Origin of the sequence: Roseovarius gaetbuli (assembly GCF_900172365.1) — a bacterium.
In the GTDB taxonomy this organism is placed as follows: domain Bacteria; phylum Pseudomonadota; class Alphaproteobacteria; order Rhodobacterales; family Rhodobacteraceae; genus Roseovarius; species Roseovarius gaetbuli.
Genome location: NZ_FWFJ01000068.1, coordinates 1 through 11,641, shown reverse-complemented (window position 1 = coordinate 11,641; position 11,641 = coordinate 1). Strand labels below are relative to the sequence as shown.

Below are 11,641 nucleotides of genomic sequence, written 5' to 3'. Positions count from 1 at the left end.
CCGAATAACCCTCAAAAATCCCATGTCTACCACTCCAATAGCCCCCAGCTGAATCAAGCAGGGGTAAGGTTGCACATGGGTCAATTCTCAATGACAATTTCTGCAGTTGCCGGGTCAGTTCTCAGTGACAATCAACATCAGTCTTCCTTGAAATTAGTCGTGGGCGCTACAGTTCAGTATCAGCTTTAGGTAATATTATAGGAAAATTAATGCAACCTTTGGCTGGGCGTTCCGTGCTGCAGAACTTGCGAGTGATCAATTCCTAGGCAGCGATTTTCCAGAAACCGTAGTGGTGTTCGCAGGCGTGCCGCCTTGGGAGTGGTCTGCGGCGTGCCCGTTTACACTAAGTCACCAGTTCAGGTGTTAGAAAATGAGAGACTAAAAAGAGACTAAAAAAGAGTAAGGGCTTAGCGATTTATCGCTAAGCCCTTGAATTTTTTGGCGGACCGAGGAGGATTCGAACCCCCGACCCCTTGATTCGTAGTCAAGTACTCTATCCAGCTGAGCTATCGGTCCGTTGAGGCCAGCAATTAGACTCTGGCGCAGGGGTTTGCAAGGGCGTTTTGGCAGAAATCACGCCCCTTGGGAAAAATTTCCTTTGGGGAGGGTCACACAGAAGGATGTGCCGGTTTCATCGCTGCGTTCCAGGGTCAGATCGCCGCCGTGGCCGCGCGTCAGTTCGATGGCGATGCTCAGCCCAAGACCGGTGCCGCCCTTGGTGACGCCGCCCTGAAAGGGTTTGAAGAGATGTTCGCGCGCCTTGGGGGCAAGGCCGGGGCCGGTGTCGGTGACGCGGATGATCCATTCCTTGTCATCCTCTGCCGCAGTGATGTTCACCTCTCCGGGTTTCTGTGAATTTACAATCGCTTGCCGGGCGTTCCTGACAAGGTTTCCGATCACGCGATAGAGTTGTTCGGCGTCGGCGCGCAGGAACAAGGTGTCTGGAATATCATGTGAAAAGCTTATGTCGCTGTCACCGACCGACAGGCGTTCGCTGTCGATGACATCATCCACGATATCGGCCAGCCGAAAGCGGTTGAGCGTCGGGCCGGGCTCTTCGGCCTTGCCATAGGCCAGTGTCGCCTCGCACAGATGCACGGCGCGGGTCAGCGAATTCACCAGCTTGGGCGCCATGCGTTTGACGCTTGGGTCTTCGCTCATTTCGATGCGGTCGGTGAAGAGTTGCGCACTGGTCAGGATATTGCGCAAATCATGGCTGACCTTGGCCACGGCGCCGCCCAGTTGGGCAAGATGCTCTTTTTGCTTGAGGGCACCGGTGAGCTGGGTTTGCAGCGATTGCAGGGTTTCTTCGGCCTCGCGCAGTTCGATGATCCCGGCCGAGGGCTCAATCACGCGGCGCGCGTCTTCGGGGGATTCGGCATAGGATTTCATATGCCCGATCACCCGCTTGATCGGTTTGACCAGAAAAACCCGCACCGCCAGAAACAACAGCACGGCGGTAAAGATCGAGATCACCAGCGACAGCATCAGGATGCGCAGCCCGTAGTCGATCATCGCTATGCGCAAGTCGTCGGTTTCAAGCGTGATCTCGATCAGAAGGCCGCCCATGCGCACCGGCTGGCCGATCACCCGGATCACCTCGGTTTGCGGCGTCAAAAGGCGCATGCTCGCGTCGCGAATAAGCGTAAAGGCCGGTGCCGCGCGCAGATCGAAGGTCTGTGCAATGGGGCCGGGCATGGGCGAGGTCAGCACAAGCTGGCGCGCCTCATCGCGGCGCAGCACCACGTTGAACACGCCGGCATTGCGCAAAAGCTCGTCTTGAAGGTCCGGTGTGACCTCTGCATCGGCCAAGAGCACCAGCGACGCGATTTGCGCCCGCTCAAGCCGGGTCAGCAGGAAATCCTCGCGAAAGCGGGCGATGGAGGGGACAAAGATCATCACCTCTGCCAGCATCACGAAGACCGCTGTCAGGATCAGGAAGCGCCCTGAAAGTGAGTTGAGCAATCCCTTGTCTCCTTAATCGCCGCCCTAGGGCAGCCAGCCTTGCACAAAGCGCACGACGCGTTTCACCATAGGGCTATCAAACAGTTTTGGCGAGAAATAGGCCCCGGCGACGCGTTTGTTGATTTCACCCAAGGTGGGGTAGGGCGCGACCATATTGGCGATATGTTTCATCTTGAGGTTATTGGCCAGGATGAAGGCCCAGAGATTGATAAGCTCGCCCGCTTGTGCCCCGGCAATCGAGGCGCCGACCGGGCGACCGCGCACGACCATGACCTTGATGAGCCCCTCGGTCTTGCGTTCGGCAATGGCGCGGTCGTTGTGGGAATAGGGAAAACGTACCACCTCAAGGTTGCCGCCATGCTCCTTGCGCGCCGCCTCCTCGGTCAGGCCGACATGCGCCAGTTCCGGGTCGGTGTAGGTCGCCCAGGGAATATGATCCGTGCGCTCCTTTGCTGGCAGGCCAAGCAGCGCCGAGCGGATGATAAGCCCGGCGTGATGGCCGGCCATATGGGTGAACTGAAGCCCGCCCGCCACATCGCCGATGGCATAGACGCGGCGGTTGGTGCTGCGCATGCCGGCATCGACCTTGATGCCGCGGCGGGTGGTTTCGATCCCGGCTTTTTCGGCGTCAAGCTTGTCGATATTGGCCTTGCGTCCGACCGCCATCAAAAGGTGGCTGCCCTTGAAGACACGCCCATCCTTGACCTCGACCTCTATGGCGCCGAGCTTGCCGCGAATTTCGGCGGCCATGGCGCCCTCGGCAATCTCGATGCCCTCTGCGGCAAAGCGGTCAAGCACCACGGCGGCCAGTTCCGGGTCGTCGTTGCCAAGCGCCTTCATGCCCTCGATCACCGTCACCTCACAGCCAAGGCGGCGATGCGCCTGTGCCATTTCCATACCAATCGGCCCACCACCGATCACCAAAAGATGCTTGGGCTTGTCGCGCAGCTCAAAGATCGTCTCGTTGGTCTCGTAGGGCACGTTTTCAAGCCCCGGAATGGGCGGCACGAAGGGCGAAGAGCCGGTCGAGATCACGATCCGGCGGGCGGTGATCACATGTTCGCCGGCCTGCACCTCTGTGGGCGAGATGAAACGCCCGTATTCACGGATGACACGCACGCCCATGCCCTCGAACCGTTCCTGGCTATCGACCGGGGCGATCTGGCCGATCACATCGGCGACGTGATCCTTGGTGGCGGCGTAATCGACCGAGGGCGTGACATCGGCGACGCCGTAAACGCTGGCATGCGACTGCGCATAGGCCGCCTTGCCGCTGGCAATCAGCGCCTTCGAGGGCACGCAGCCATAGTTCAGGCAATCGCCGCCCATCTTGTGACCCTCAAGCAAGATCACGCTTGCGCCCATCTGTACCGCGCCGGCCGCGACCGACAGACCGCCAGAGCCAGCCCCGATGATAAGGAGGTCCGCTTTCAACTTGGTCATGCTCAAATTCCTTTCTTGCCCCGAAGGGCCTTAATCACGATGGGCATCGCGGCAAGCGCGCTCAGGCCCAGAATGGGGCCGATTATCTGCGGCTCCCACAGCAATGACAAATCCGGGCTTTCGCCGCGGTCAAACACCTCGCCAAGACCGACCCCGATCCAGGTAAAGACAATCGCGCCGGGAATGATGCCCAACACGGTGGTAAAGGCAAAGTTGATGAACTTGACCCCGACAAGCGCCGGCAAGAGGTTGGCGACGAAAAACGGCACCGCAGGCACAAGCCGCATCAGGAACAGAACGCTGATCTCATTGTCATTCAGCCCCGCCTTGAGCTTTTTCAAAGTGCCGTCAGAGGTTTCGATCTTGGCCGCAAGCGTCTGGCCAAGGCCCCAGCGGGCGGCCAGAAAGATCGTCACCGCGCCAAGGCTCGCGGCGGTGACGTTGAACACCGTGCCCAGCAACAGCCCGAACAGGAACCCGCCGGTGACCGAGGCCACCGCCGCACCGGGCAGGGAAAACGCCACGATGGCAAAGTAAACCGCGATAAAGGCCAGCACCATCAGCGCAAAGTTGGCATCGCGGAACGCCAGCAGGGTGTCGCGATGTTCGCGCAGCGTGTCGAAGGTGATATAATCGCGCAACGTGAAAAAGCCGATCACGGCAACCGTCAGGATGATCGCCAGCGGTGCATGCCGCATAAGCCCGGCCTTTTGGGTCTTGGGAGTGTCTTGCGAAGTTTTTTCCATGGTCCTGCCCGGTTTGATATTGTTGAACACTACTTGCATAGCCGAACCCGCCACCGCCAGTGGCCTCACGCGGGGGTGATCGGAGGTGAGTGTTTCCGCCACGTTACGGGCGCCCAATGCGCGGACTGTAACATTGGGTCGAGGAATGTGTATGTTTTTGTTGCAAAAGCCGCCCTGTGGGTTTGACTTGTGAAAATCGGCCCTCTATAGACCGGGCTTCAGATAACACAGGCCGAGGCGCGATTCCCAAATGCGCCACCTGACAAAGTCGGAGACGGAGCGATGAAACGCACCTTTCAACCCTCGAACCTGGTTCGCAAACGCCGCCACGGCTTTCGTGCACGTATGGCCACCAAAGCAGGCCGCAAGATCCTAAACGCACGTCGCGCACGTGGCCGTAAGGAACTGAGCGCGTAAGCGCCAGTCTTGTTGAGACAATGACACCGCCGGGCGCCCCTGACAGCGATGCAGGGCCCATGAACCCGGCGGTTTCGTCATGTCCAGAGGTTAAGTTAAAACCGGTGACGGTTTTGCGCAAACGCGCCGATTTTCTGGCCGCCGCGCGCGCGCGCCGTCAGGGTACTGCCTCGATGATGGTGCAGGCGCGCAAGCGTGGCGACGATGACCTTGGCATGCGGGTCGGGTTTACCTGTTCCAAAAAGGTTGGCAACGCCGTGGCGCGCAACCGTGCCAAGCGTCGCCTGCGCGCCGTTGCACATGAAGTTTTGCCTGTAAGTGGTCTGAATGGTTGGGATTATGTCCTGATTGGGCGCAAAGATGTCACCGCAGACCGGCCCTTTGAGGCGCTCAAGGGCGATCTGCTCCAAGCGCTCAAAAAACTGCACCCGGCATCATGACCCCGCTGGCGCGCCTTCTGTCGCTGCCGATCAAGGGCTATCGCCTGATCCTGTCGCCCTGGGTCGGCTATCACTGCCGCTATCACCCGACCTGTAGCCAATACGCCCTTGAGGCGCTTGAAAAGCACGGCGGGTTGCGCGGCGGCTGGATGGCGGCCAAGCGGATCGGGCGCTGTAACCCCTGGGGGCAATGCGGCCACGATCCGGTGCCAGAGCCAAAGCCTGGGCGCAAAGGCCGCGACGCCTAGGCCCGCGCGGCGCGGGCGTGAAAGATGAACCCAAGCAGATTGAGCAGAACCTGCGCCGCCAGAATCGTGGTTGACCCGCTTTGGTCATAATCCGGCGCCACCTCGACAAGGTCTATGCCGACGATGTCGTGGGTCTTGGCAACCTCCTGCAGGATTTCAAGCACGTCGTAGTAGAGAAACCCGCCATGGCTCGGCGTGCCGGTGCCCGGCGCGATCGAGGGGCAGAAGGCATCAATGTCGATGGTGATATAGACCCGAGCACCCTTTGGGATGCGCGCGGCGGTGGCCTCGGGGCCAAGTTTGCGCACCTGACGCACCGACAGGATATCAGAGCCGCGCGCGCGGGCATCCTCGTAACCCTCTTTCGCGGTCGAGCTGACATTGCGGATGCCAAGCTGCGTCAGGCCGGTAACATAGGGCTTTTCGGCGGCGCGGCGCATCGGGTTACCATGGCCAAAGCGCACGCCGTGACGCTCATCGACGAAATCAAGATGGGCGTCGATTTGCAGGACATGAATGTCGCCCTGATCATCAAAGGCGTTGATGCAGGGGATGTTGACCGAATGATCACCGCCGATGGTGACGGGCAGGGCACCCGCCGCCAGAATGGCACGCACGCCGGTCTCGATATTGGCGTGGCTTTTCATCGTATCGGTATGCACGATATCGGCGTCGCCAATATCGACGATGCGCACGTCACCGGGCAGATAGATCGCGTCATCCTCGTGGTCATAGGCCCCGGCATGGCCAAAGCTGAACAGGGTCGAGGCCTCGCGCACACCGCGCGGGCCAAAACGCGCGCCGGGCCGCCACTGGGTGCCGAAATCGAACGGCGCGCCGAGGATCGCCACATCGGCGTCAATCGACGCCCAATCGGCGACATAGGGGCGCTTGCCAAAGGTGCAAATTCCCACGAATGGCAGGTCAAGCCTGCCGCCTTGATAGCCATGATCTGCCATGCGACTCCCCGCTGTTTTATTGGTCTGCGCGACGGTGGCCGGAAATGTCGCGGTCGGCAAGGCACGAATCGCCCTTTTCCCTGTCGCTGATCCGTGAAATAGGGAAGCGCCAAACGAGATATCCATGGAGAACCGTAATGGAGATTCGCGAGGCCCTTACCTTTGATGACGTCCTGCTGGTGCCTGCGGCATCAAGTGTGCTGCCCAATACGGCGGATACGCGCACCCATGTGACGCGCTCGATCAGCCTGAATATCCCGCTGCTCAGCTCGGCGATGGATACGGTCACCGAGAGCCGGATGGCGATCTGCATGGCCCAGCTTGGCGGCATGGGCGTGATCCACCGCAACCTTGACGTTGAAGAACAGGCCAATCAGGTCCGCCGCGTCAAACGGTTTGAAAGCGGCATTGTCTATAGCCCGATCACCCTGACCCCGGATCAGACGCTGGCCGATGCCAAGGCGCTTCAGGAACGCTATAACGTTACCGGTTTTCCGGTAGTGGATGAAAAGGGGCGTGTTCTTGGGATCGTGACCAACCGCGATATGCGCTTTGCCGAAGATGACAAAACCCCCGTGCGGGTAATGATGACAAGCGAGAACCTTGCCATTCTGCAAGAGCCCGCAGATCGCGAGCAGGCCAAATCCCTGATGAAAGAGCGCCGGATCGAAAAGCTTCTGGTGACCGACGGCAAAGGCAAGCTGACCGGCCTGCTGACGCTGCGCGATACCGAACAGGCGGTGCTCAACCCGACGGCCTGCAAGGATGATCTTGGGCGGTTGCGTGTCGCGGCGGCCACGACCGTGGGCGATGCCGGGTTCGAGCGCTCTCAGGCGCTTGTCGATGCGGGCGTGGACATGATCGTGATTGACACGGCGCATGGCCACTCTGAGGGCGTGGCGATTGCGGTTGAGCGCGCCAAGAAGCTCTCGAACGAGGTTCAGGTCGTGGCCGGCAATGTCGCCACCGCCGAGGCCACGCGTGCCCTGATCGGGGCGGGCGCCGATGCGGTCAAGGTCGGGATTGGCCCGGGCAGCATCTGTACCACGCGGATGGTGGCCGGTGTTGGTGTTCCTCAGCTGACCGCGATCATGGATAGCGCGCGCGCGGCGGGCGATATCCCGGTGATTGCCGATGGCGGCATCAAGTTTTCCGGCGATTTCGCCAAGGCGATTGCCGCCGGGGCGTCCTGCGCCATGGTCGGCAGCATGCTTGGCGGCACGGACGAAGCGCCCGGCGAGGTGATCCTCTATCAGGGCCGGACCTTCAAGGCCTATCGCGGCATGGGAAGCCTCGGCGCCATGGCGCGCGGCTCGGCTGATCGTTATTTCCAAAAGGATGCCGCCAGTGACAAGCTGGTGCCTGAAGGGATCGAGGGGCAGGTGCCATACAAAGGCCCGGCTGGCAATGTGATCCATCAGCTTGTCGGCGGGTTGCGGGCGGCGATGGGATACACCGGCTGTGCGACGATTGAAAACATGCGCAGCGATTGCACCTTTGTGCGCATCACCGGCGCGGGCCTCAAGGAAAGCCACGTGCATGATGTTCAGATCACTCGCGAAAGCCCGAACTATAGAATTGGGTAATGTATTCCGTGGCTTAGGCGGATAACTTAAGGTAACTATATGACCCCCGCTGCCCGGATATCCGCCGCCATTGAGATCCTTGATGCCATGCTTGACGGCGCGCATGCGGAAAAGGCCATCAGCGCATGGGCGCGGCGCTCGCGCTTTGCAGGCTCCAAGGATCGCGCGGCCCTGCGGGATCACGTGTTTGGTGTTCTGCGCTGCTGGCGTTCGTTTGCGGCGCTTGGCGGCGCTGGCACGGGGCGCGGTTTGATGATCGGCGCGTTGCGCGCGCAAGGTGTTGACCCGACAGAGTTTTTCACCGGAGAGGGCCACGCGCCCGAGCCGTTGACTGCGGCGGAACTTGCCGCTGGCTCTGCGCCGACGGGCGCGGCGCGGCTTGATATCCCCGAGTGGGTCTGGCCGCTGTTCGAGGCCTCGCTTGGCGAGGCTGCCGAGGATGCGGCGCTTGCCTTACAGTCGCGTGCGCCGGTGATGCTGCGGGTCAATCTGCGGCAGGGGAGCCTCGCGCAGGCGATTGCGGGTCTGGCCGATGAGGGCGTTACCGCCCATCCGCATGACATTGCCGCAACTGCCTTGCATGTCACTGAAGGTGAGCGGAAAATTTCCGGCTCTGCCTGCTACAACGATGGTTTTGTCGAGCTTCAGGATGGCAGCAGTCAGGCGGCAATGGCAGGGCTTGAGATCGCGCCCGGTGCGCGTGTGATGGATTATTGCGCCGGTGGCGGCGGCAAGGTTCTTGCGCTTGCGGCGCGGGCGGATGGCATATTCTTCGCGCATGACACAGCACCGCAGCGCATGAAGGACCTGCCGGTCCGCGCCGAGCGGGCCGGTGTTCGCGTCACCATTGTCGAGACAGGGCGGCTGCGCGACGAGGGGCCCTTTGATCTGGTGCTTTGTGACGCGCCCTGTTCAGGAAGTGGAACATGGCGCCGCACGCCCGAGTCGAAATGGGCGCTGACGCCCGAACGCTTGGATGAGTTGACCAAAATCCAACGCCAGATATTGCAGGACGCGGCCCCCCTTGTCGCGCCCGGCGGGGTGCTGGTCTATGCAACATGTTCTGTTTTCAACGTTGAAAATCAAGATTCTATACGTCACTTTTTAAGTAAAAATGCCGACTGGCAACTTGTGACCGAGTCCCGGTTCGATATTTCCGATGGCGGGGATGGCTTCTTTATCGCAGAGCTTAGCAAGAAAAGTTAATCGAAGCGCAACCTTGACGTGTTTTCCCCAGTGTCGTTAAGTCTCGCTTAAGGGTTTTGCCTCAGACAGGAGGGGAAAAATCGATTTTTGAGGGAGCGGCTCTTGGCTTTTATGACCCTTTCTGACGGGCCGATCCGTCAGGCTGCACTGCGCATTGGCCCGCGGGCGGGCGTCGTGCTTGTAGCGGCGGTCTTGTTTTGGCTGGCGGCCTACCTGATGCCTGCGGGCCTTGCACAGCTGACGTTGGGGCTGGTGGGGGCCACGCTGGCGCTTGTGGCGATTTGGGTTGTGGTCATCAAACGTGCGGTGGCGCGCTCTGTTCAGGGTGTCTACGAGCGCGCGCAGGCGTTGATTGGCGAGGATATTACGCCCTCTATTCTAACCGGCCCCGAGGGGAAAATCATCTATTCCAACCCGGCGGCGGTTCAGACCTTCGATGCAGAGGAGGCCGTGACATTGGCCGGCGCGCTTCGCCAGTTGCTGGCCAATCCTGGTGTTATTCTGTTCCGCATGGAAAGCCGGGCCGTTGCCAAGGGCGCGGCCGTCGAGGACGTGGTGACGCGCGCCGGGCATTTGCACCTTAGCGTTCATCGCGCCGGCCCTGATCATTTTCTCTGGCGCATTGAAAAATCCGCTGATCGACCGCAAAGAGATGCGGATCCGATGCCTTTGCCGATGTTGACGGTGGGGCGCAACGAGGCAGTTTTGTTCATGAATGCCGCGGCCCGCGCCCTTGTCGGTGAGCGGGCTCGCACATTGGACAGGATCAGCTCTAAATTGCCGCTGCGCTCGGGGCAGATGAATGAAATCATCACGCCCGACGGCGAGGTCTCCTGTTTGGTGGTCGAACTTGAGGGCACCGCCGGGCGGCGCGAGGTGTTCCTCTTGCCGGGGATAGTCGGCGCCGAGCGACAGCCTGATGGCTGGGCGTTTTTCGATGATCTGCCTGTGCCACTGTTAAAGGTTGCGCGGGATGGTGGGATTCAGCTCTCAAACCGGCCGGCGCGTGACCTTTTGGGCGTTGCAAGCTGCAAGGACGCTCTTCTGAGCGACGTGATGGAGGGTTTGGGGCGTTCAATTACAGACTGGCTTGATGATGCGGCGGCAGGGCGCGGGACCGTGCATTCTGAATTCCTGCGCGTGCGGCGTGAGGATCGCGAGGTTTTCGTGCAGGTTACCCTGAACCGCGCCATGGAAGAAGGTGAGGTTGTGCTCATCGCCGTGCTGAGCGATGCCACCGAGCTTAAGTCGCTTGAGGCACAGTTTGTCCAAAGCCAAAAGATGCAGGCGATCGGTCAGTTGGCGGGCGGCGTGGCGCATGATTTCAACAACCTTCTGACGGCGATTTCAGGGCATTGCGACCTTCTTTTGCTTCGCCATGATCAAGGCGATGTCGATTATAGCGACCTCATGCAGATCAACCAAAATGCCAATCGCGCGGCGGCTTTGGTCAGCCAGCTTTTGGCCTATTCACGCAAGCAGACCTTGCGCCCTCAGGTGGTCGATTTGCGCGATACCCTGTCGGATCTGACACACCTCTTGAACCGTCTGGTGGGCGAGAAGGTCACGCTTTCGCTCAGCCATGACCCGACCCTTTCTGCCATTCGCGCCGATAAGCGACAGCTGGAACAGGTCTTGATGAACCTTGTGGTCAATGCTCGCGATGCGATGCCCGAGGGCGGTGACATTCAGATCGTCACCGAAAACCTCACATTGACAGAGCCGCTGCGCCGCGACCGCGCCGTGGTTGCGCCGGGGCGTTACGTGTCGGTTCAGGTGATCGACGAAGGGCTTGGGATCGCGCCGGACAAGCTCCAGAAGGTATTCGAGCCGTTTTTCACCACCAAGCGCACCGGTGAAGGCACCGGTCTTGGTCTGTCCACGGCCTATGGTATTGTGAAGCAGACCGGCGGGTTCATCTTCGTCGGCAGCAACCCTGGCGAGGGCACAAGTTTCCAATTGGTGTTCCCGGCCTATCTCGGCGACGAAAAGGTCGAGGCCATTCCAAAGGCTGCTGCCAGGAACGAGGCACCGGTGAGTGGCGTCATCCTGCTTGTTGAGGACGAGGCACCGGTGCGGGCCTTTGCCAGCCGTGCATTGCAGTTGCGCGGATTCACCGTGCTGGAGGCCGAATCCGCCGAAGATGCGCTCGAGCTTTTGACCGATGAGGCGCTGAAGGTTGATGTTTTCGTCACCGATGTGGTCATGCCGGGCATCGACGGACCAAGTTGGGTTCAGACCGCTCTGAAGGAGCGCCCCGATGTCAGGGTCGTGTTCATGTCTGGTTATGCCGAAGAGACCTTTGGCGACGCGCAGGCCAAAATCCCGAACTCGATCTTTCTGCCCAAACCATTTTCCCTGAATGAGTTGACCGAGACTGTTCACCGCCAAATGGGATGAGCGGAGGCCGGGGTAATCCCCCCAAAATTAGTGGTGTTCAAAAGTAGAATTTTCTCGGCAAGATATCTGAGGAGATTTACGATGAAGAACTGACGATTTAGCGACGCTCAGATCATGACGATCCTGAAGCAGGCGGAGGGTGGTGTGCCGGTCTCTGAGCTGTGTCGGGAGCATGGGATGAGCAGCGCCAGCTTTTACAAATGGCGGGCCAAATTTGGCGGGATGGATGCG

At 60.2% G+C, this 11,641-nt stretch carries 10 protein-coding genes, 1 tRNA gene and 1 pseudogene; 7 read left to right on the top strand and 5 right to left on the bottom strand.

All coding sequences use genetic code 11. From position 1 onward, the window contains the following. Positions 1 to 439: 439 nt before the first annotated feature. The 4 genes from ROG8370_RS18755 to ROG8370_RS18740 all read right to left on the bottom strand — a co-directional run bounded on the left by ROG8370_RS18755 (position 440) and on the right by ROG8370_RS18740 (position 4,154). Positions 440 to 516, bottom strand: a tRNA-Arg gene (locus ROG8370_RS18755). A gap of 57 nt (positions 517 to 573) precedes the next feature. Further along, complete coding sequence (locus ROG8370_RS18750; protein WP_085828665.1) at positions 574 to 1,965, bottom strand: sensor histidine kinase; 1,392 nt, start codon at positions 1,963 to 1,965, stop codon at positions 574 to 576. A 24-nt stretch (positions 1,966 to 1,989) separates the two neighbouring features. Continuing rightward, complete coding sequence (locus tag ROG8370_RS18745) at positions 1,990 to 3,408, bottom strand: dihydrolipoyl dehydrogenase family protein (RefSeq protein WP_085828664.1); 1,419 nt, start codon at positions 3,406 to 3,408, stop codon at positions 1,990 to 1,992. Positions 3,409 to 3,410: 2 nt separating this feature from the next. Next, on the bottom strand, positions 3,411 to 4,154 hold the full coding sequence (locus ROG8370_RS18740; RefSeq protein WP_085828667.1) for a TVP38/TMEM64 family protein: 744 nt from the start codon (positions 4,152 to 4,154) through the stop codon (positions 3,411 to 3,413). Positions 4,155 to 4,436: 282 nt separating this feature from the next. Here ROG8370_RS18740 and rpmH point away from each other — a divergent pair, with 282 nt between their 5' ends. The 3 genes from rpmH to yidD are packed head-to-tail and all read left to right on the top strand — an operon-like array spanning position 4,437 to position 5,259. Further along, entirely contained in the window at positions 4,437 to 4,571 is a 135-nt protein-coding gene (gene rpmH / locus ROG8370_RS18735; protein WP_027241708.1) for a 50S ribosomal protein L34, read from the top strand. A 20-nt stretch (positions 4,572 to 4,591) separates the two neighbouring features. Then, complete coding sequence (rnpA, locus tag ROG8370_RS18730) at positions 4,592 to 5,011, top strand: ribonuclease P protein component (protein WP_085828663.1); 420 nt, start codon at positions 4,592 to 4,594, stop codon at positions 5,009 to 5,011. Continuing rightward, a complete protein-coding gene (gene yidD / locus ROG8370_RS18725) occupies positions 5,008 to 5,259 on the top strand; it encodes a membrane protein insertion efficiency factor YidD (RefSeq protein WP_085828662.1) in 252 nt (83 codons plus the stop codon). The genes rnpA and yidD overlap by 4 nt, the downstream gene beginning before the upstream one ends. Here yidD and speB read toward each other — a convergent pair. Then, on the bottom strand, positions 5,256 to 6,218 hold the full coding sequence (gene speB / locus ROG8370_RS18720; RefSeq protein ID WP_085828666.1) for an agmatinase: 963 nt from the start codon (positions 6,216 to 6,218) through the stop codon (positions 5,256 to 5,258). The genes yidD and speB overlap by 4 nt on opposite strands. Before the next feature lie 137 nt (positions 6,219 to 6,355). Between speB and guaB the strand changes: the two genes are divergently transcribed. The 4 genes and pseudogenes from guaB to ROG8370_RS18700 form a co-directional block, all read left to right on the top strand. Continuing rightward, positions 6,356 to 7,804 (top strand): IMP dehydrogenase, encoded by a 1,449-nt coding sequence (guaB, locus tag ROG8370_RS18715; protein WP_085828661.1) that lies wholly within the window; start codon positions 6,356 to 6,358, stop codon positions 7,802 to 7,804. A 39-nt stretch (positions 7,805 to 7,843) separates the two neighbouring features. Beyond that, positions 7,844 to 9,010 (top strand): RsmB/NOP family class I SAM-dependent RNA methyltransferase, encoded by a 1,167-nt coding sequence (locus ROG8370_RS18710; RefSeq protein WP_085828660.1) that lies wholly within the window; start codon positions 7,844 to 7,846, stop codon positions 9,008 to 9,010. Between the two features lie 111 nt (positions 9,011 to 9,121). Further along, positions 9,122 to 11,410 carry a hybrid sensor histidine kinase/response regulator gene (locus ROG8370_RS18705; RefSeq protein WP_085828659.1) on the top strand — a complete coding sequence of 763 codons (2,289 nt, stop codon included), beginning with the start codon at positions 9,122 to 9,124 and terminating at the stop codon, positions 11,408 to 11,410. A gap of 93 nt (positions 11,411 to 11,503) precedes the next feature. Beyond that, positions 11,504 to 11,641 (top strand): annotated as a pseudogene (locus tag ROG8370_RS18700) (transposase); the annotation flags it as partial.

What these genes read in the sequence shown, in the direction of transcription:
- ROG8370_RS18745 (WP_085828664.1), bottom strand. Translation starts at nt 3,408, where the DNA reads ATGACCAAGTTGAAAGCGGACCTCCTTATCATCGGGGCTGGCTCTGGC.
- ROG8370_RS18740 (WP_085828667.1), bottom strand. Translation starts at nt 4,154, where the DNA reads ATGGAAAAAACTTCGCAAGACACTCCCAAGACCCAAAAGGCCGGGCTT.
- rpmH (WP_027241708.1), top strand. Translation starts at nt 4,437, where the DNA reads ATGAAACGCACCTTTCAACCCTCGAACCTGGTTCGCAAACGCCGCCAC.
- rnpA (WP_085828663.1), top strand. Translation starts at nt 4,592, where the DNA reads ATGACACCGCCGGGCGCCCCTGACAGCGATGCAGGGCCCATGAACCCG.
- yidD (WP_085828662.1), top strand. Translation starts at nt 5,008, where the DNA reads ATGACCCCGCTGGCGCGCCTTCTGTCGCTGCCGATCAAGGGCTATCGC.
- speB (WP_085828666.1), bottom strand. Translation starts at nt 6,218, where the DNA reads ATGGCAGATCATGGCTATCAAGGCGGCAGGCTTGACCTGCCATTCGTG.
- guaB (WP_085828661.1), top strand. Translation starts at nt 6,356, where the DNA reads ATGGAGATTCGCGAGGCCCTTACCTTTGATGACGTCCTGCTGGTGCCT.
- ROG8370_RS18710 (WP_085828660.1), top strand. Translation starts at nt 7,844, where the DNA reads ATGACCCCCGCTGCCCGGATATCCGCCGCCATTGAGATCCTTGATGCC.
- ROG8370_RS18705 (WP_085828659.1), top strand. Translation starts at nt 9,122, where the DNA reads ATGACCCTTTCTGACGGGCCGATCCGTCAGGCTGCACTGCGCATTGGC.